Origin of the sequence: Mesorhizobium sp. B2-5-7 (assembly GCF_006440875.1) — a bacterium.
In the GTDB taxonomy this organism is placed as follows: Bacteria; Pseudomonadota; Alphaproteobacteria; order Rhizobiales; family Rhizobiaceae; genus Mesorhizobium; species Mesorhizobium australicum.
The window spans coordinates 633,922-652,905 of record NZ_VFUO01000001.1; the positions used below are offsets into that span (position 1 = coordinate 633,922).

Below are 18,984 nucleotides of genomic sequence, written 5' to 3' on the forward strand. Positions count from 1 at the left end.
CAGTTCGTCTGCTGGGCGAAAATACGCGGCATGGCGGGATAGGGATACCAGCATGCCTGACTGTGAAATCAGCTTCGACCTCTCACGGATCGACTTTCGTGCGACCTCCGACCTGTTGATGGAAAGCTACTGGGGAGCTGGACGCAGCGACGAGTTCCATCGCCGGGCCTTTGCCAACTCGTTCTGCGCCGCCGCCTACATCGCTGGCAAACAGGTCGGTTTCGGCAGGGCGATCACCGACCGCACGGTATTCGCCTATCTCGCGGATATCATCGTCTGGCCCGTGCATCGCGGGCAGGGCGTCGGCTTGCGGCTGGTGCGGGCACTCATCGACCATCCTGAACTCAGCACCGTCTCGCATTGGAGCCTGTCGACCAGCGACGCGCATGGGGTCTATGAAAAGCTGGGTTTCAAGGCATCGATGGATGGGCGATACATGCGCCTCGATCGTGCGCCGCATGCCGGGTGAACGACGTGCGACGGCGATAGGCGGGGATAGCGACTGTTGCAAAATCGCCTCATCGGCTGGGCCAGAGATGCTTTTGGCCATGGCTTGCCTTGGCGCGCAATCGAAGCACCCCTATAAGAGCCTTTCCGCGATTCCCTTCAGGGAGGACCGAATGCCAGGATTTGACATCGTTATGCGAGGCCGCGAGGCCTAGGTCTGCGCCGGTGTTCCGAAGTATCGGAACCATACCGGGCGTAGAAAAGGCATTTGCCGCTGCCGGTCGCCGCCCATGGGCAGGCGACCAACCATAGCCGAACCTCCGCATTCATGGGCAATTCGCCCCCGCGCGGTTTTTCAACCTTCGACCTTTATTTGGGATCGGGCTCGTTTTGCGCCCGAATGACATCATGGCTCGTTTCAAGATCGATTTGCGCGCGAGCGCCTTTCGCAGCGTTCTTGGCTTCACACTTACCCATTGGCGGCGTCAGCCTTGGCGGCTCTCGCTCATCATGGGCGGTTTCCTGCTGTCGACGCTGGCCGACGTGCTGACGCCGCTCTACTCCGGTCGGCTGGTCGATGCTGTCGCCAGCAGCGCCGGAGCGGATGCCATTGCCTGGAACGCCGCGATGACGGCATTTTTCTTCTTGATGGCGCTGGCGCTGACTGGCGTCGTGTTGCGCAATCTTGCCTTCATGGGCATCGTGGAGCTGACACTCAAGATGATGGCCGACATCGCGGCCGACGCCTTCCATCGCGTTCAGCGCTTTTCGACCGACTGGCATGCCAACTCGTTTGCCGGCTCGACGGTGCGCAAGGTGACGCGCGGCATGTGGGCGCTCGACCTGCTCAACGACACGATCCTGATCGCGCTGCTGCCGTCGGTGGTCATGCTCGCCGGCTCGACGCTGCTGCTCGGCTGGTTCTGGCCGCTGATGGGCGTGGTCGTCGCGGCCGGCTCCCTGCTGTTCATCACGGTGACGGCCATGTTGTCGCTTGGCTATGTCGCGCCCGCGGCAAGGCTTGCAAACACCTGGGACACGCGCCTCGGCGGCTCGCTGGCCGACGCGGTCAGCTGCAATGCCGTGGTCAAGGGCTTTGGCGCCGAGACGCGCGAAGAGCGCCGCCTCGCCAGGGTGGTCGCCAAATGGCGCGAGCGCACGCGGCGCACCTGGGTGCGCGGCACCATCAACGGCACCACCCAAGGGGCGCTGCTGCTGGTCATGCGGGCCGCCGTGATCGGCCTGGCGCTGATGCTGTGGTCGTGGGGGCAGGCGAGCGCCGGCGATGTCGCTTTCGTGCTGACCTCGTTCTTCGTGCTGCAAGGCTATTTGCGCGATATCGGCACGCATATCCGCAATTTGCAGCGTTCGATCAACGACATGGAGGAACTGGTCGATTTCCAGTCCGAACCGCTCGGCATCGAAGACAGGCCCGGCGCCGAACCGATTGCCATCACGCAGGGCCACATCGCCTTCGACAACGTCACCTTTCACTACGGCAATCACCGGTCGCCGCTCTACCGTGACTTTTCGGTGGATATCGCGCCGGGCGAGCGTGTCGGGCTCGTCGGTCACTCGGGTTCGGGCAAGACCACATTCGTCAAGCTCATCCAGCGGCTCTATGACGTGAATGCGGGAAAGATCGTGATCGATGGCCAGGATATCTCACAGGTCGCCCAGGCGTCGCTGCGCGGCCAGATCGCCATCGTTCAGCAGGAACCGATCCTGTTCCACCGGTCGCTGGCCGAAAATATCGCCTATGCCAGGCCAAGCGCGACGCAGGGGGAGATCGAGCATGCCGCCAGGCTGGCGAGCGCGCATGACTTCATCACCAGCCTGCCGAAGGGCTATGGGACGCTGGTCGGCGAACGTGGCGTGAAACTGTCGGGCGGCGAGCGCCAGCGCGTGGCGATCGCCCGCGCTTTCCTGGCCGATGCGCGCATCCTGATCCTGGACGAGGCGACGTCGAGCCTCGATTCGGAATCGGAGGTGCTCATCCAGCAGGCGATGGAACGGCTGATGGTCGGCCGCACGACACTGGTCATCGCGCATCGGCTTTCGACGGTGCGGGCGCTCGACAGACTGCTGGTCTTCGATCGCGGCAAGATCGTCGAGGAAGGCTCGCATGACGAGTTGATCCGGCTGAAGGGCGGCATCTACCGCCGCCTGTTCGAGCGCCAGGCGCTGGAACTTACCAAGGGCCTCGTGATGTGATCCGAGGTGGCCTCCGGCTGCCGGGGGCCACCTCTATCGGTTGCCATAAGCCGGCGAGCCATGTGGCGCTCGCAATCGCAGCGCGAAGCCAAAGTCCCAAGTGCGGACGTCTGTTTACGTTACCGGCCGAGATTCGTTGTTTCCACTTTTGGTTGCTGTACTCTGTAAAAGCAACCTGTTCGGTGTTTACGATGCATCTCGTTTCCGCAAATGCCGGCGCGCAAAAGGTGACGGCCCCGTCGGTGCTGGACTCCCAGCACGGCTCGGTTCGGCCACTCGCCGCCGAAGATCTCGAGCGCGTCGCGGCACTCTTCCTGACGAAGTTTCGCCGCCGCCGCCGTCACCTCCTCGATCGCGCTATCGAGGAGACGGCCGAATACATGAGAAAGATCTATCTTGACCCCGCCGGCCTGTCCGGTGCGAGCAGCGCTCTTGTCCAGATCAACCGGCAGGGGGATCTGGGCGGGTTCCTCGGCGTCCTGAAAGCCCGTTACGAGTTCAACGGCGCTGGATTGAATGCGGCGATCATCGGTCCGTTCATGGCCGACACCGGCGCCGACGATGGCTCGGCAGGACCGCAATTGCTGCGCGCCTTGCACCAAGGCGAATTCGATCTGCAACTGACGGATTCGGCCAACCGGGTCTCCCTGGCCTTCGCGCGACCGATGAAATACCAGCTCCTGCCGGTCCACTGCCTGGGATGGACCTGCATCTTGCGGCCAGCCGCGATGGCCGCCGCCGCGCTGCACCGTAAATGGCCCGGCCTGCCTCGCTTGGCACTCGATCCCTGCGCGAGAGCATTCGACGCTGTCGCGAAGCGAAGGTTCGGATCGCCTTTCCAGCCTTCATCGTCGCATCGGGTCCATGCCGAGCCGATCAATGCCGCGCAGTTTGCCGAGCGGCTGCCGACCCTTCTCTCCGATTACGCTCTTCGGCCGAGTTGGAAGGACGGCGAACTGCCGCGGCTGCTCGCGCTGGCGGCCGAGAAGCGGGCCGACGGACCACTTCATTTCGGCGGGACTTACGATGAGACAGGCAAAATGCTCGGTTGCTATGCCTTTTACGGCCGAGTCGGAGACATGGCGGTCCTGCTGCAAATCCAGGCTTCCGGACACCACTGGGGCGCGACGCTGGACGGCCTCGTCGCGGCAGCGCGGGATATGGGCTGCGCAGGCATCACCGGGCAGACCCAGGACAAGTTCATGCCTCACCTCTTCGGCTACAGGAATGTCTTCTTCCGCTATGCTGGCGGAACGATGGTCCGCTCGCGAATCGCCGAGGTCACGCAAGCGGTCCGCTCCGGCGACATCGCTATCGGCGGCTTGATGGGCGACCGCTGGACCCGCCTGAGTTCAGACGACTTCGGCCGCTGATCGTCGTCAACCACCTGTTCGTCGGCTCCGCTGGCCGCTTGCCCTCTCACGGCGGGGTCTTGCGCCAGCTGAGGCGTGCCGCCCCGGTCTTTTCATTCCAGCCGCCATGTTCTATGTCTGCGGCACAGCGCGGGGGCGCATCTTGTCAATCATAAAGGCATCCGGTACGCCCCGCTCATGACAGTTACCGTTCGTTTCGCCCCGTCACCGACCGGCCGCATCCACATCGGCAATGCGCGCACCGCTCTGTTCAACTGGCTGTTTGCCCTCAACAACAAGGGCCGCTTCATCCAGCGCTTCGACGACACCGACATCGCCCGCTCGAAGCAGGAATTCGCCGACGCCATCCTTTACGACCTGCACTGGCTGGGCATTTTCCCGGATGCCACCGAGTATCAGTCGCGGCGCTTCGAAATCTATGACGCGGCGGTGGAGCGGCTGAAGACGGCGGGCGTTCTTTACGCCTGCTACGAAACGCCGGAAGAACTCGATCTCAGGCGCAAGGTGCGCCGCACGCGGGGCCTGCCGCCGGTCTATGGCCGCGAGGCATTGGCGCTGACGACAGAGCAGGTGGCCGAATATCAGGCCGATGGACGCCGGCCCCACTGGCGTTTCCTGCTGCCCAATTTCTCCGGCGATCCGCTGCAGCCGGAGCGCACCGAGATCAGCTGGGACGATTTGGTGCGTGGCGAGGAGATGGTGGATCTGGCCTCGCTGTCCGATCCGGTGCTGGTGCGTGAGGACGGCACCTATCTCTACACGCTGCCCTCCGTCGTCGATGACATGGAGATGGGTGTCAGCCATGTCATCCGCGGCGACGATCATGTCACGAACACCGGCGTGCAAATCGCCCTGTTCAAGGCGCTGGGTGCCGAGCCGCCCGTCTTCGGCCACCACAATCTCCTGACCACCGTCTCGGGCGAGGGGCTGTCGAAGCGCACCGGCGCACTTTCCATCGAGAGCCTGCGTGAAGACGGCATCGAGCCGATGGCCGTCGCTTCGCTGGCCGTACTGGTCGGCACGTCGGAGAATGTCGCGGCCGCGCATGACCTGACCGAACTCGCCGGCCATTTCGACCCGGCCGCGACCTCGAAATCGTCCTCCAAGTTCGATCCGGCCGAATTGTTCGTGCTCAACCGGGTGCTGCTGCATCACATGCCGTTCGACGAGGCGCGGGACCGGCTGATGGTGCTGGGTATTTCCGGCGAACAGGCCGAACCATTCTGGCTGGCGGTGCGCGGCAATCTTGACCGGCTGGCGGATGCGGTTGCCTGGTGGCGCGTTCTGCGCGAAGGGCCGCGGGAGAAGCCCGACTTTTCCGACGACGACCGCGATTTTCTGCACCAGGCGCTCGATCTCCTGCCTGAGGAGCCGTGGAACGGGACGATCTGGAAGGATTGGACCGGCAAGATCAGGGAAGCGACCGGCCGCAAGGGCAAGGCGCTGTTCATGCCGCTCAGGCTTGCCCTTACTGGACTGCCTTCGGGGCCGGAGCTTGCAGATCTATTGCCCCTGATGGGTCGGGAAGGAACGTTGGCCCGACGACCCTGACCTTGCGCTGGTCCGGAGGCACGGCAGAAACCGGCGATGTCACAGGCTTGGCCGAGAGGCGCTTGATGGCCTCACGGTCGAGCCCGCCGTCCCTGTTGGCCAGGGTCTCCGGGTCGGCACCCGGATCGGGCTTTAAGGCCGGCACCGGAACGAGCGGTGCCGCTTCCGGTTCGGGCTGTGACTGTTGGGGGCTTGGCGAGTTGCCGCCAATGATCTGGAAATTCTGCGCGGCGTTGCAGCCGCACGCGGGCGGCCGCGACATGTCGGGCTGCTTGTAGAGATAGGCGGTCGGCAATTCGCCGTAGGGCCTGCCGGTGGCCGATGACATCATCGATGCCGAATCATCGTCCATGCCGCGCGAATAGAAGACCTGCATCTCGGTGCCGGGGCAGGCCGATTCGCAATTCTTCTGGTCGCGCTCGAAATCGCCGGCCGAGGCGGCATTCGACATGGGGAAGAAATAGCCGTCGCAAGTGCGCACGCAACTGGTGTGGAACTCGCCGCCGCTGCTCGCAACGTCCGGACTGCCGGGCTGGTTCAGGACGCGGCCGACATCGCGTTCCTCCCCGGAATCGTCAGGCTGGTCCAATGTATCGATCTGGCGGTCGTCGCCGCCGAAAAGCTGGTCGAAGAGATTGGCATTGCCTCCATCTTCACGATTCGCTTCCAGCGGAGGCTCGCGGCGCGGCGCAACCGCATCGTCACGACAGTCATTGGCATCGAGCGCCGCCAGGATACGGCCCCGGTCGCGGCGTGAACTGCCGCCGGCGAGTTGGGCGCGCTTGGCCTGCAGACTGTTGAGATTGGCGCTCATGCGCTCGATGGTGGCGTTGAGCCCGGCACACCGGTTGATGTTGCGGGAAAATAGTGAAAACCCGCAACCGGCATTGTCCGCCTGGCTGCGGGCCTTGGAGATCTGTTCGCGCTGCCGGTCGATGGCCGCATCGTATTTGCGGATCATTGCCGGACCGCCGCCGCCACGCGAAGCCGCGGCGAGCTCGGCCTCCAGTTGACGGCAGACCCGCGAAGCGGCCTGCGGCTCGCTGACCACGGCGCCGGACAGCAGAAGGCCAAGCAGCACGGCAGCATGCGCCTGCTTCAAACCTCCGCTCGCCATCCGCCTCGATCCCGCTTGCCTGTGGTCGCCAAGGCTACCCCGTTCGCGGTTAATCGTCCATTTCGGAAGTTGCTTAGTTGCCGGCTGAAAGCCGCGCGCATTCTATGTGCCAATCAGTCCGGCAATGGCAGGGTGGGCCATCAGAACTTGTAGTTCATCCCGATCCTGACCGTACTGAACGTGTTGTCGAAAGTCGTATTGGAGTTGGGCGCGTAATTGATCGTCTGATCCCGCAGGTCGACATATCGGTATTCGGCATTTGCCGACCAATGATCGGTGATTGCCTGCTCCAGCCCGGCGCCAATCGTCCAGCCAATTTTGGTGTTCTTTTCGGAATAGCTGTCGGCCGGGCCATCGAGATACTGGTTCTCGACACCTCCGATAGCGAGGCCCCCGGTCCCGTAGACAAGGGTGCTGCCGAACGCATAGCCTGCCCTGGCGCGCATCGATCCGAACCAATCCACCTTGGTGTCGTAGACATCGCCTCCGCCGACATTGACCTCGTCGGAATGCCCCTTGATGTCTGCGCCCGAAATATCGGCCTCGATCCCCAGAACCGCGGAATTGACCTGGTAATCGTAGCCGATCTGGACACCACCCAGAAAGCCGTCGACGTCGTAGTCCTGCGTGCCCCGGATCGCTGGCGTGTTTGGCACGTTGTAAGTCGCGTCGGTGCTGCCAAAACCATAGCCAAGATGCCCGCCGACATACACGCCGGACCAGTCATGCGCGGCCGACTCCAGCCCGACGGCGTCGGCGGCGAACGCCTGTCCGCCAATCACAGTCAGCATTGCCGAAGCGAGCAACAGGGCTCTCATGACATTTTCACCGCCCGATCAGACGGTGTGACCATATCAAATTGACCCGGTCCGAGAAATCCGCATTCGTCCGATGCCGGATTACTCGGTTAAGAGTTGTCGGTTCGCAACACTCGATCCCGCCAATGCGGTCCGTGGCGCGTCGCCACCACACCTCAATCGGGGCCGGATCAATCCGATCGCGACCGCCGGTTCAGTCCAGATTGGCGATCGCCTGGGCCTTATGCGCGGCTTCGACCACCGCCAGCGCCGTCATGTTGACCACACCGCGCGAGGTCACCGAGGGAGTCAATATGTGCGCCGGCTTGTCGGTGCCGAGCAGGATGGGGCCGACATGCAAGGCATCCATCATGGCCCGCAGCGCCGTCAGCGTGATGTTGGCCGAATCGAGGTTCGGGAACACCAGGAGATTGGCTTCGCCCTTCAGGCGCGAATGCGGATAGACGCGCTGGCGCAGATGCTCCGACAAAGCGGAATCGGCGTGCATTTCGCCGTCGCATTGCAGCTCCGGCGCGATGCGCGCCAGGATCGCCGCGGCCTGACGCATCTTCAGGGCGCTCGGCGAATCGCGCGAGCCGAAATCCGAATGCGACAAGAGCGCCGCCTTCGGCTCGATGCCGAAACGCTGGATTTCTTCCGCCGCCAGCACGGTCATCTCGGCGATCTCGTCGGCCGTCGGGTCGACGGAGACGTGGGTGTCGGTGAGGAAGATGATGCCGCGTTGCGAGATCAGCATGGATAGCGTCGACAGGTCTCGGTCCTTGATGCCGGTGCGCGGCCCAATGATCAGCGTCACATTGCGCAGATGCCGCTCGAAACGGCCTTCGAGGCCGCAGACCATGGCGTCGGCATCGCCGCGCTTCAGCGCAAGTGCGGCGATCACCGTGTTGTCGGTGCGCACCATGGTGCGTGCGGCCTCCGTCGTCACGCCGCGGCGGCCGGCGAGTTCGATCAGGAGGTCGACATAGTGGCGGTAGCGCGGATCGTCCTCCGGGTTGATCAGGCCGAAATCGACCCCGGGCTTGATACGCAGGCCATAGCGCTTCAGCCTGACCTCGATGACGTGCGGCCGGCCGATCAGGATCGGCTCGGCGATGCCTTCCTCAAGCACAACCTGGGCGGCACGCAGTACGCGCTCGTCCTCGCCGTCGGCGTAGATGACGCGCTTGGCGCTGGAGGCCTTGGCGGAAGAGAACACCGGCTTCATCACCAGGCCGGAGCGGAAGACGAAGCGGTTGAGCTTGTCGATATAGGCGGCGAAGTCGGTGATCGGCCGTGTCGCCACACCGGTGTCGCAGGCTGCCTTGGCCACCGCCGGCGCAATGCGCAGGATGAGGCGCGGATCGAAGGGCGAGGGGATCAGGAATTCGGGTCCGAAGACCGGCGTCTCGCTGGAATAGGCGCGCGCGGCGACATCGGAAGGCTCTTCGCGGGCAAGGGCGGCGATGGCCCGCACCGCCGCCATCTTCATCTCCTCGTTGATGGCGCTGGCGCCGCAGTCGAGCGCACCCCTGAAGATGTAGGGGAAGCAAAGCACGTTGTTGACCTGATTGGGAAAATCGGACCGTCCGGTGCAGATCATAGCGTCCGGACGGGCCGCGCGCGCCACTTCCGGCATGATCTCCGGATTGGGATTGGCCAGCGCCAGGATCAGCGGCTTCGGTGCCATGTGTTGCAGCAGTTCCGGCTTCAGCACGCCGGCGGCGGAGAGACCGAGGAAAACATCGGCGCCCGTTATGACGTCGGCCAGGGTGCGCGCGTCGGTGTCCTTCACATAAGGGTCTTTCCAACGGTCCATCTCGTCGACACGGCCCTTGTAAGCGACGCCGAACCGGTCGGTGACCCAGATGTTTTCGACGCGCACGCCGAGGGAAACGAGAAGATTGAGACAGGCTAGTGCGGCAGCACCCGCGCCGGAGGTGACGACCTTGATGTCCGAAATGGTCTTGCCGGCGAATTCCAGCCCGTTGAGCACGGCGGCAGCGACGATGATGGCGGTCCCGTGCTGATCGTCATGGAACACCGGTATGCTCATGCGAGCCTTCAGGCGTTCCTCGACCTCGAAACACTCCGGCGCCTTGATGTCCTCGAGGTTGATGCCGCCGAAGGTCGGCTCCAGAGCGGCAACGGTTTCGACCATGCGCTCGATTTCCGGCGCGTCGATCTCGATGTCGAAGACGTCGATGCCGGCGAACTTCTTGAACAGGACCGCCTTGCCCTCCATCACCGGCTTGGAGGCGAGGGGCCCGATATTGCCGAGGCCGAGCACGGCCGAGCCGTTCGATACGACACCGACGAGGTTGGCGCGCGCCGTGTAGTCGGCGGCGGTTGCCGGATTGTCGCGGATCTCAAGACAAGGCGCCGCCACGCCGGGCGAATAAGCGAGCGCCAGGTCGCGCTGGTTGCCGAGCGGCTTGGTCGCCTGGATCTCGAGCTTTCCCGGCGTCGGGTGCTTGTGGAAATAGAGCGCGGCTTCGTCGAGGTCCGAACGTGCCGTTTTCTTGTTCTCGCCTTCCATGCGGCCGCTCCTCGAAACCTGCTTCGGGAGTCCTTTTAGCATGAGGCCAAGGTTTTTCGCGACGCTAATTGACGCGCCGGCATCTTTAAGCGCCAGCGCATCGAAAATCTCTAGATGTCAGACACTTACGGCTGTTACATGCCGGATGTTTCGCGCCGCTTTGCCGACATTTCGGTCAGAAAGCGCTGACGTAGAGACCGCCATCGACGGGTATATTCTGCCCGGTCAGGTAGCCGGCATGGACCGAGCAGAGGAAGGCGCAGATCTGGCCGAATTCCTCCGGCGTGCCGAGCCGTTTGGCCGGCACGTCGGCACTGATGCGGGTCTTGCGCGCCGCGGCCGCCTTGGGATCCTCCGGCGTGCCAGCCTCATGCGGGCCGCGCAGTCGGTCAGTGTCGAGCTTGCCGGGCAAGAGACTGTTGATGGTCACGTTGCGCTCGATCACCGTGCGCGCCACGCCGGCGAGAAACGAGGTCAGGCCGGCGCGCGCGCCCGACGACAGGTCGAGGCCGGGTATGGGGACGTAGACCGATAGCGAGGTGATGTTGACGATGCGGCCGAAGCCGCGCGCAGCCATGCCGTCAATGACCGCCTGAACCAGTTCGATCGGCGTCACCATGTTCTGGGTCACGCCTTCGAGGATTTTTCCGCGATCGAGTTCGCGGAAATCGCGCAATGGCGGTCCGCCATTGTTGTTGACGAGGATGTCGGGTTCCGGACAGGCGGCGAGCAGCGCTTTCTGTATCTCCGGCTTAGAAACGTCGCCGACCACTTCCGTCACCGTCACGCCATGGCGCTGGCGCAGTTCCGCGGCGGTTTTCGCGACCACCTCCGCATTGCGCCCATTGACGACGATGTCGCAGCCCGCCTCGGCCAGCGCCATGGCGCAGCCCCGGCCAAGCCCCTTGCTCGAAGCGCAGACGATGGCCTTCTTTCCGCGGATACCGAGATCCATGACGATTTTCTCCTTTGATTTGCCCGGCAGGCTAGCGCCAGCGCTGGACCAATCGCAACCGTCATACGGTTGTTGCATGAATCGGGGCATAGGCTGCTCGAAAGCAAGGGTGAATCCGCGATGTCAGGCCAAGAGCCCCGCACTTTCCGCAGCATGTTCATTTCCGATGTCCATCTGGGCTCGAAGGCGGCGAAGGCCGATTTCCTGATCGACTTCCTGCGCTACCACGATGCCGACATCATCTATCTGGTCGGCGATATCGTCGACGGCTGGCGCCTGAGGCGCAGCTGGCATTGGCCGCAAAGCCACAATGACGTCGTGCAGAAACTGCTGCGCAAGGCGCGCAAAGGCGCCTCGATCACCTATATCGCCGGCAATCACGACGAATTCGCCCGCCAGTTCCAGGGCGTGCATTTCGGCGGCATCGTCGTTGCCGACCGCGCCATCCATGAAACCGCCGATGGCCGGCGGCTGCTGGTCATCCATGGCGACCAGTTCGACACCGTAGTCCACAACCAGCGCTGGCTCGCTTATCTCGGCGACCATGCCTATGACGCCGCCATGCAAGTCAACCGGGTGATCACGCGGTTGCGCCAGCTGCTCGGCCTGCCTTACTGGTCGTTTTCGTCCTGGGCCAAGGTCAAGGTCAAGAAGGCGGTGAACTTCATCGGCTCGTTCCAGACAGTGCTCAGCGAGGAAGCGCGACGCTCGCATGTCGACGGCGTCATCTGCGGGCATATCCACCATGCCGCCATCGAAAGCTATGGGGACGTACAATATATCAACACCGGCGACTGGGTGGAGAGCTGCACCGCCGTGGTCGAGCATTTCGACGGCCGCATGGAAATCCTGACCTGGGCGCATGTATTGCCTGAAGCGCTTGACGAGCCCTTCATCCCGCTGCTGATCGAGGACAGGGTGGTGCAGGCGGCCTGAGGCGGAAGCGGGCCCTGCAATTTCTGGTGTTAATCGACTGGTCCAGCCGGTTTCGTCCGGTTTTTCCTCATGTTAAGGATCGGCTTGCGCTGCTCGCCGGTCGTTGAGCGCAGCGTCATTGGATCGATTCATGCCGCTGCCACCGCTTTTGCCCGAACAACTCGTGAAGCCGAGCCGTTTTGAACTGCGCATGAGCCTGATCTTCGGCACGTTGTTCATATCGCTTGGCACCCATTTGCCCTATTTCCCGCTTTGGTTGCAGGCCAAGGGGTTTCATGCCGAGCAGATCGCCGTCATTCTGGCGGCGCCGATGTTCCTGCGCGTCGTAACGACGCCGCTGCTGACCACACTTGCCGATCGAGCCAGGGACCGCGCCGATGTCTATGTCGTGCTCGTCGCCGCATCGCTGCTGCTGTCCGCGGGATACTTCCTGACCCCGACATACGCGACGGTGCTGGCGGTGTCGCTGGTGCTGACTATCGTCTGGACGCCACATTCGCCGATCGCCGATTCGCTGGCGCTCTCGGGCGTGCGCCGCTTCGGGGCCAATTACGCGAGCATGCGCAAATGGGGGTCGATCTGTTATCTCCTGGCCAATGTCGCCGGCGGTTTCATCCTGGCGGCCAGTGGCCCTGGAGCCGTCCCGGTGATCATATTCCTTGCCCTTGGCGCGGCACTCATCGCAGGCCTGCTGGCACCGCGCATGGGACGGCCGCGAAAGGCCTCGCCGCTGTCGGCAGTGGAAATCCAGCACGCGGCGCCAAGCCTGTTCAACGCTTATTTCCTCTCCTTCACCCTTGGCGTCGGCATCATTACAGCCAGCCACGCCTTCCTCTACGGTTTCGTTTCCATTTACTGGAAATCGATCGGCATCAGCGATTCCGTTGTCGGCCTGCTGTGGGCGTGGGGCGTGGTGTCGGAAGTCTGCATGTTTGTGTTTTTCAATCGCATTTTCGCCTCCGTGTCTGTCGTCAAGGTGATGGTGATTGCCGGCATTGGATCCGTTGTGCGCTGGATCATCTTTCCACTGATATGGCCGCTCGGCCTCGGCATCGCCGGCTTCTTTGCCGTGCAGTCGCTGCATTCGGTGTCTGTCGCAATGGTGCTGATCGGCCTGCAGAAAATGATCGGCGAGACCGTCTCCGAAGAGCGCACGGGTGCCGCGCAAGGCATCGCCTATTTCTTCAACGGCTTCTTCATGGCCGCCGTTACGCTTGTTTCCGGCCCGCTCTATGACCGTCTCGGTGTCGATGGATTCCTGGCGATGATCCCGATCGCGATCGTCGGCCTTATGCTGATCGGGTTTGCCGCGCGCTCAGCCCCACAGAGCCCGGTCCGGGGGTGAGACGAGCGATCCCTGGTAAACGAGACCCGGCACACGATCCCGGGCAAGCAGCAGCGGGCCGTCGAGGTCGACGAAATCCGCTCCTTGCGCCAGCAGCACCGCCGGCGCCATTGCCAGCGACGTGCCGACCATGCAGCCGACCATGATGCCAAAACCCAGCTCACGGGCGCGGTCGCGCAAGGTGAGCGCCGCTGTCAGCCCGCCGGACTTGTCGAGCTTGATGTTGACGGCGTCGTAGAGGCCGACAAGCGCCTCGAGGTTTCCTGCTTCATGGACGCTCTCGTCAGCGCAGATCGGCACCGGATGGGCTATGTGGCGCAGGATGCCGTCACGGCCCGCCGGCAGCGGCTGCTCGATCAAGGCGATATCTTGCTTCGCGGCAAAAGCGAGATTCGCGACGATGTTGTCGTCGGTCCAGCCTTCATTCGCGTCGAGGATCAATCGGCTCCCGGGCGCCGCCTGCCTCACCGCCTGGATGCGGGCGGCGTCGTTGTCGCCGCCGATCTTGACCTTCAGCAGCGGCCTGCCGGCATTGGCGCGGGCCTGCGCAGCCATCGCCTCCGGTTCGCCGAGCGACAGCGTGTAGGCGGTTTCGAGGTGATGCAAAGGGGCCGGCCAGATTGCGTTCGCCACCGGATTGCCGCTGATCTTGGCTTCAAGGTCCCACAGGGCACAGTCTACAGCGTTACGCGCCGCTCCGGCAGGCATTGCGTCGAGCAGGGCGGCACGGTCCATCCCGCCGGCGATCCGGTCGCGCATCGCCGCGATCGCGCCGCTCACGCCGTCCATGGTCTCGCCATAGCGGTTGTAGGGAACGCATTCGCCGCGACCGACATGGCCGTTGTCGCTGATCGTGCAGGTGATGACCTCAGCCTCTGTCTTGGAGCCGCGCGAAATGGTGAAGGTCCCGGCGATCGGAAAACGCTCGGCCTCGACCGAAATGACACGCGCCATATTTTTCTGCTCCGGCTATGCGAGAAGGGTTGTCGGCAAATCGACAAGGTCGGACCCATCAGGCTAAACAGGACGCCATGTTGACCATCGGCAAACGCGACGCAAGTGGCACGACCGCCTCGGGGGCTGACCACGACCCGCGCGTCGCGGTCGGCGAGGAGGATGGGGTCCTCGGCTGTGCGTTCTCCGGCATCTGGACGACGCGGACGGTGGCGCTGATCGACGCCGAGATGCGCAAGATCGAGAAACGAAGCGGTTTCAAGATGTTGGCGCTCGATCTTTCGAAAATCGAGAAGATCGACACCGCCGGCGCCTGGCTGATCGATCGCTTGGTCAGCGTCTTCGAGAAGAAGAATGTCGAGGTAAGGCTGCAAGGCCAAAGTGACGTCGCTTCCATCCTGCTCGAAGCAGTGAGCGAGGCCGTCCGGCGCGAACCCGAAGCCGGACCGGCGGGACCACCCAACATTGTCATTCGGGCACTGGAGGCGGTGGGCCGGCGCGTCTACGAGATGCGCGACGATTTCCTCGCCTCGATGAACATATTGGGCGCCACCATCCGCGGCGCGCAGATGAAGCTCGGCCGTGGCCATGCCGTGAATCCGGCGGCGATCTTCAACCAGATCGATCGCATGGGCGTCGGCGCTATCCCCGTGGTGGTGCTGATGTCGGCGATCGTCGGCGCCATCGTCGCCCAGCAGGGTGCCTATCAGCTCAGCTATTTCGGCGCCGACATCTTCGTCGTCGACCTGGTCGGCGTGCTGATCCTGCGCGAACTCGGCGTGCTGATGACGGCGATCATGATCGCCGGCCGCTCCGGCAGCGCGATCACCGCCGAAATCGGCTCGATGAAGATGCGCGAGGAGGTCGACGCGCTGAAGGTCATCGGCCTCAATCCGATCGGCGTCCTGGTCTTTCCACGTCTGGTTGCCCTGGTGATCGCCTTGCCCTGCCTGACGATCATCGCCAATTTCGCCGCGCTCGGCGGCGGCATTGTCGCCGCATGGCTCTACTCCGATATCCCCCCCGCTGCCTTCATCGACCGGTTGCGTGTCGCAATCGATCTCAGCACGATTTTCGCCGGGCTGATCAAGGCGCCGTTCATGGCCATGATCATCGGCACGATCGCTTCAGTCGAGGGCATGAAGGTCGGCGGCAGTGCCGAATCGCTCGGGCAGCACGTGACCGCTTCGGTGGTGAAGTCGATCTTCGTCGTCATCATTCTCGACGGACTTTTCGCCATGTTCTACGCAGCGATCCAGTTCTAGTAACATGGCAAAGGGAAACGGAATCACGACTGAGGCGCCGGACGAGAGCGAAATCGTGCTTTCGGTGCACGACGTGACCGTTGCCATCGACGACAAGCTGATCCTCGACAAACTGTCGCTCGACATCAAGCGCGGCGAGATACTGGGGTTCGTCGGTGCCTCGGGCGCCGGCAAGTCCGTGCTGTTGCGAACCATTCTCGGACTGATGCCCAAGCAGTCGGGAACAATCAAACTGTTTGGCGTCGACGTCGACAAGGCAAGCGATCTCGAGCGGCTGCGCATCGACATGCGTCTTGGCGTTCTGTTCCAGCATGGGGCGCTGTTTTCGGCGCTGACCGTGATGGAGAACGTGCAGGTGCCGATGCGCGAATATCTCGATCTGCCAAGAAAGCTGATGGACGAGTTGGCGCTGCTGAAAATCGAGCTGGTCGGACTGCCGCCGGATGCGGCGCAGAAGTTTCCCTCCGAACTCTCCGGCGGCATGATCAAGCGCGCGGCACTTGCCCGCGCCCTGGCGCTCGACCCCGACATCGTTTTTCTCGACGAGCCGACGTCCGGCCTCGATCCGATCAGCGCGGCCGAGTTCGACGAACTGGTGGTCAAGCTGCGCGACACCATGGACCTGACCGTCTACATGGTGACCCACGACCTCGACACGCTGTTTACCGCCTGCGACCACGTGGCGGTGCTCGGCAAGAAAAAGGTGCTGGTCGAAGGCACGATCGACGACATGCTGAAGAGCGAGGAGCCGTGGGTAAAATCCTATTTCCGCGGAAAACGCGCACGGCAACTTGATCTTGCCGCACGTGCATAGCCATAAGTGAAGCAATGGAAACCAGAGCCAACTACGTCATTGTCGGCATTTTCACGCTGGTTGCGATCCTGGCGGCGTTCGGCTTCGTCTATTGGACGGCGGCGATCGGCGACAGGGGCGAGACGACGCTGCTGCGGGTGCGCATTCCGGGCTCGGCCTCAGGTCTCGGCCGCGGCAGCTTCGTGCTGTTCAACGGCGTCAAGGTCGGCGACGTCAAGCGCGTCTACATCGACGTCGACAATCCGACTGTCGCCATCGCCGACACCGAGATCGACCGGATGACGCCGATCACCAAGTCGACGCAGGCCGACATCGGCCTCGCCGGCCTCACCGGGCAGGCCAATATCGAGCTCAAGGGCGCCGACCCCAAGGAAGTCAAGCTGCTCGACCAGGCCGAGAAGGAAGGCAAGGTCGCCGAGATCGTCGCCAATCCTTCTGCCGTGACCAATCTGCTGCAGACGGCGCAAAACATCTTCACCCGTGCCGACAAGGTGCTGACGGAGCTGGAAGGCTTCACCAAGGATGTGCGGGGGCCGCTGACGCAGACCGTGCAGAACGTGCAGACGTTTTCCGATGCATTGGCCAGGAATTCCGACGGCATCGACAAATTCCTGTCCGCCGTCAGCGCGCTGTCCGATGAGCTGAAAGGCGTTTCAGGCAAGCTCGACGGCACGTTGAAGGCAGCGGAAGGCCTGCTCAATGCCGTCGACAAGGACAAGATCAAGAGCATCGTTGCCAATGTCGATGCGGTAACGGGGAACCTCAAGGAAACCTCGCAGCAGCTGGACGGTGTGATCAGGAATGTCGATACGGCGGTGGGATCGGTCAACGATTTCGCCAAGCAGACGCAAGGCACGCTGGCCAAGGTGGACGGCGTGCTCGACGGCATCGATCCGGCGCAGGTGCGCCAAGCGCTCGCCAACATCCAGAAGGCCAGCGACAGCGCCAACAAGGCGGCTGCCGATATCGCGGAGGTGACCGGCAAGATCGCCAATCGGGCTGACGACATCGACCAGACGATCAAGGACGCCAGGCAGCTGGCGCAACGGCTCAACGACGCCTCGGTGCGGGTCGACGGCATTCTCGCCAAGGTCGACAAGCTGCTCGGCTCGGGCCAGGCCGACGGCGTGATGGCCGACGCCAGGGATACGCTGAAATCGTTCAAGCAGGTCGCCGATACGCTGAATGCCCGGCTTGGGGTCATCACCGACAATCTGGCGCGCTTCTCGGGCCAGGGACTGCAGAATGTCGAGGCGCTGGTGCAGGATAGCCGCCGCTCGATCAACCGCATCGAGGAGGCGGTGACCGATCTCAGCCGCAATCCGCAGCGCATCCTTTCGGGCGGCGACGGCGAGGTTCGGCAGTTCGACGGCAGGGCGCGGCGTTGACTTCGGCATCGGCCCGCCGCAAGAACAGTGCTCGTGAAATGCGGGTTGATCTTGCGATCAGGGGATAACGGGGATCACGCGTGAGATTGAGTAGGCTTGGAACGGGCGGGTTGAAATCGGCTGCGGCGCTGCTTGTCCTGGCGGTTGCCGGCTGCGCGGCGCTCGGCGGCAAGCCGGCACCGCTCGACACGTTCGAATTGTCGGCGCCCTCGGTCGACGCGCATGGCCACAGCCGCAAGCAAATCCTGATCGCCCAGCCTTCGGCGCTGAAGGCACTGGACAGCCAGAACATCGTCATCAAACCCTCCGACGGCTCGATCCAGTATCTGAAGGGCGCGCAATGGGCCGACCGCCTGCCGCTGATCGTGCAGGCGCGGCTGGCCGAGACGTTCCAGCGCTCGGGCAGCTTTGCCGGCGTCGGCAAGCCGGGCGAGGGGCTGGCGATCGACTATCAGGTGATCGTCGAGGTTCGCTCCTTCGAAGTGCGCGTCAATGGCGGCGAACATGCCGAGGTCAACCTGTTCGTGCGCTTGCTCAACGACCGCAACGGGGAAGTGAAGGCTTCCAAGAGCTTCACCGCATCGGCACCCGTTTCAGGCAGCGGCAACCCGGCCTATGTCGGCGCGCTCGACGCCGCCTTCGGTGATGCGGCCAAGCAGGTCGTTCGCTGGACCGATTCGTTAATCTGAGCGCCAGGCGCGCCGGGATTCCACCAACGCTTCCGGGTTACGGACGGTCGAAGGTGTCCGGCCGCAGCTTTCCAGTCTTCATCAGGTGCTGCAGGGTGTAGGTTACGGACAGCGCATCGTCGAGCGCGTCATGCCCCTGCAGTGGCGGATGTTCGACGCCGTAATAATCCGCAAGCTTGTTGCTCGGCGTCCTTGCCAGGTCCTCGATCGGCATGCCGGCCGCGACCAGCAGCTTGACCGCATTGTCGAACCGGGTGGCCGGGATAGGCGGCCTGATGCCCGCGACATAGCAACTGATGGCGATCATGTTCAGTTTGTCCTTGCCCCAGGACCAGAACCGAGCCCCATCGGAGAAACGATCGACGCCCGCAAGAGCATCTTCCAGCACGACGCCCTCGGCCTCGATGATTTCTTCGGTGATGCCGGTCAGTCCAGTGAAGAACGGATCGAGCGTGTACCGCTCGCCAAACCGGTCGACCGGTCTGATATAGGCCTTGTGCGTGCCCAGCACGGGGAATCACCTTCGAGGCCGAGCCTGCCGCGCCGATCTGCGCAATGATCGGATCGAGATCATGGGCCGCGCACCAGAATCGGCGTTGT

16 protein-coding genes are annotated in these 18,984 nt (G+C 63.3%); 10 read left to right on the top strand and 6 right to left on the bottom strand.

The window, feature by feature from the left end; genetic code table 11:
• Nucleotides 1–52: 52 nt before the first annotated feature.
• The 4 genes from FJ543_RS03055 (at nt 53) to gltX (ending at nt 5,585) form a co-directional block, all read left to right on the top strand.
• Entirely contained in the window at nt 53–469 is a 417-nt protein-coding gene (locus FJ543_RS03055; RefSeq protein WP_015317654.1) for a GNAT family N-acetyltransferase, read from the top strand.
• Nucleotides 470–855: 386 nt separating this feature from the next.
• Complete coding sequence (locus FJ543_RS03060; RefSeq protein WP_140873728.1) at nt 856–2,661, top strand: ABC transporter ATP-binding protein; 1,806 nt, start codon at nt 856–858, stop codon at nt 2,659–2,661.
• Nucleotides 2,662–2,723: 62 nt separating this feature from the next.
• On the top strand, nt 2,724–4,034 hold the full coding sequence (locus tag FJ543_RS03065; RefSeq protein WP_246678814.1) for a hypothetical protein: 1,311 nt from the start codon (nt 2,724–2,726) through the stop codon (nt 4,032–4,034).
• Nucleotides 4,035–4,211: 177 nt separating this feature from the next.
• Nucleotides 4,212–5,585: a glutamate--tRNA ligase gene (gene gltX / locus FJ543_RS03070; RefSeq protein WP_140716812.1), complete on the top strand. Its 1,374-nt coding sequence runs from the start codon at nt 4,212–4,214 to the stop codon at nt 5,583–5,585.
• Here the strand turns inward: gltX and FJ543_RS03075 are convergent.
• The 4 genes from FJ543_RS03075 to FJ543_RS03090 all read right to left on the bottom strand — a co-directional run bounded on the left by FJ543_RS03075 (nt 5,503) and on the right by FJ543_RS03090 (nt 10,993).
• Nucleotides 5,503–6,702, bottom strand: a complete 1,200-nt coding sequence (locus FJ543_RS03075; protein WP_140716814.1) for a DUF2865 domain-containing protein — start codon at nt 6,700–6,702, stop codon at nt 5,503–5,505. The two genes, gltX and FJ543_RS03075, sit on opposite strands and share 83 nt — an antisense overlap.
• Nucleotides 6,703–6,842: 140 nt before the next feature.
• A complete protein-coding gene (locus tag FJ543_RS03080; protein ID WP_140716816.1) occupies nt 6,843–7,520 on the bottom strand; it encodes an outer membrane protein in 678 nt (225 codons plus the stop codon).
• Nucleotides 7,521–7,713: 193 nt separating this feature from the next.
• The gene (locus tag FJ543_RS03085; RefSeq protein WP_015317660.1) at nt 7,714–10,038 is read right to left on the bottom strand and encodes an NADP-dependent malic enzyme; all 2,325 of its coding nucleotides are present in this window, start codon (nt 10,036–10,038) and stop codon (nt 7,714–7,716) included.
• Between the two features lie 175 nt (nt 10,039–10,213).
• Complete coding sequence (locus tag FJ543_RS03090) at nt 10,214–10,993, bottom strand: SDR family oxidoreductase (RefSeq protein WP_140873730.1); 780 nt, start codon at nt 10,991–10,993, stop codon at nt 10,214–10,216.
• Between the two features lie 120 nt (nt 10,994–11,113).
• Here FJ543_RS03090 and FJ543_RS03095 point away from each other — a divergent pair, with 120 nt between their 5' ends.
• Nucleotides 11,114–11,929: a UDP-2,3-diacylglucosamine diphosphatase gene (locus tag FJ543_RS03095; protein ID WP_140616254.1), complete on the top strand. Its 816-nt coding sequence runs from the start codon at nt 11,114–11,116 to the stop codon at nt 11,927–11,929.
• A 130-nt stretch (nt 11,930–12,059) separates the two neighbouring features.
• A complete protein-coding gene (locus FJ543_RS03100; protein ID WP_015317663.1) occupies nt 12,060–13,274 on the top strand; it encodes an MFS transporter in 1,215 nt (404 codons plus the stop codon).
• Here FJ543_RS03100 and dgcA read toward each other — a convergent pair.
• Nucleotides 13,245–14,228, bottom strand: coding sequence for an N-acetyl-D-Glu racemase DgcA (gene dgcA, locus FJ543_RS03105; RefSeq protein ID WP_140873731.1), 984 nt, complete (start codon nt 14,226–14,228; stop codon nt 13,245–13,247). The two genes, FJ543_RS03100 and dgcA, sit on opposite strands and share 30 nt — an antisense overlap.
• Nucleotides 14,229–14,305: 77 nt before the next feature.
• Between dgcA and FJ543_RS03110 the strand changes: the two genes are divergently transcribed.
• The 4 genes from FJ543_RS03110 (at nt 14,306) to FJ543_RS03125 (ending at nt 18,384) form a co-directional block, all read left to right on the top strand.
• Entirely contained in the window at nt 14,306–15,493 is a 1,188-nt protein-coding gene (locus tag FJ543_RS03110; RefSeq protein ID WP_015317665.1) for an ABC transporter permease, read from the top strand.
• 4 nt (nt 15,494–15,497) lie between these two features.
• Nucleotides 15,498–16,307 carry an ABC transporter ATP-binding protein gene (locus FJ543_RS03115; RefSeq protein ID WP_023783273.1) on the top strand — a complete coding sequence of 270 codons (810 nt, stop codon included), beginning with the start codon at nt 15,498–15,500 and terminating at the stop codon, nt 16,305–16,307.
• A gap of 14 nt (nt 16,308–16,321) precedes the next feature.
• Nucleotides 16,322–17,695, top strand: coding sequence for an MlaD family protein (locus FJ543_RS03120; RefSeq protein ID WP_140664276.1), 1,374 nt, complete (start codon nt 16,322–16,324; stop codon nt 17,693–17,695).
• A gap of 110 nt (nt 17,696–17,805) precedes the next feature.
• Nucleotides 17,806–18,384 carry an ABC-type transport auxiliary lipoprotein family protein gene (locus tag FJ543_RS03125; RefSeq protein WP_181173903.1) on the top strand — a complete coding sequence of 193 codons (579 nt, stop codon included), beginning with the start codon at nt 17,806–17,808 and terminating at the stop codon, nt 18,382–18,384.
• A 37-nt stretch (nt 18,385–18,421) separates the two neighbouring features.
• Here the strand turns inward: FJ543_RS03125 and FJ543_RS03130 are convergent, their stop codons facing one another.
• Nucleotides 18,422–18,895: an exonuclease gene (locus FJ543_RS03130; RefSeq protein ID WP_224599053.1), complete on the bottom strand. Its 474-nt coding sequence runs from the start codon at nt 18,893–18,895 to the stop codon at nt 18,422–18,424.
• Between the last annotated feature and the right edge of the window lie 89 nt (nt 18,896–18,984).

Excerpts from the sequence above, each read along its gene's own strand:
- FJ543_RS03120 (WP_140664276.1), top strand. The coding sequence starts at position 16,322 with ATGGAAACCAGAGCCAACTACGTCATTGTCGGCATTTTCACGCTGGTT.
- FJ543_RS03110 (WP_015317665.1), top strand. The coding sequence starts at position 14,306 with ATGTTGACCATCGGCAAACGCGACGCAAGTGGCACGACCGCCTCGGGG.
- FJ543_RS03080 (WP_140716816.1), bottom strand. The coding sequence starts at position 7,520 with ATGAGAGCCCTGTTGCTCGCTTCGGCAATGCTGACTGTGATTGGCGGA.
- FJ543_RS03075 (WP_140716814.1), bottom strand. The coding sequence starts at position 6,702 with ATGGCGAGCGGAGGTTTGAAGCAGGCGCATGCTGCCGTGCTGCTTGGC.
- FJ543_RS03090 (WP_140873730.1), bottom strand. The coding sequence starts at position 10,993 with ATGGATCTCGGTATCCGCGGAAAGAAGGCCATCGTCTGCGCTTCGAGC.
- FJ543_RS03085 (WP_015317660.1), bottom strand. The coding sequence starts at position 10,038 with ATGGAAGGCGAGAACAAGAAAACGGCACGTTCGGACCTCGACGAAGCC.
- gltX (WP_140716812.1), top strand. The coding sequence starts at position 4,212 with ATGACAGTTACCGTTCGTTTCGCCCCGTCACCGACCGGCCGCATCCAC.
- FJ543_RS03095 (WP_140616254.1), top strand. The coding sequence starts at position 11,114 with ATGTCAGGCCAAGAGCCCCGCACTTTCCGCAGCATGTTCATTTCCGAT.
- dgcA (WP_140873731.1), bottom strand. The coding sequence starts at position 14,228 with ATGGCGCGTGTCATTTCGGTCGAGGCCGAGCGTTTTCCGATCGCCGGG.
- FJ543_RS03055 (WP_015317654.1), top strand. The coding sequence starts at position 53 with ATGCCTGACTGTGAAATCAGCTTCGACCTCTCACGGATCGACTTTCGT.
- FJ543_RS03100 (WP_015317663.1), top strand. The coding sequence starts at position 12,060 with ATGCCGCTGCCACCGCTTTTGCCCGAACAACTCGTGAAGCCGAGCCGT.
- FJ543_RS03060 (WP_140873728.1), top strand. The coding sequence starts at position 856 with ATGGCTCGTTTCAAGATCGATTTGCGCGCGAGCGCCTTTCGCAGCGTT.
- FJ543_RS03115 (WP_023783273.1), top strand. The coding sequence starts at position 15,498 with ATGGCAAAGGGAAACGGAATCACGACTGAGGCGCCGGACGAGAGCGAA.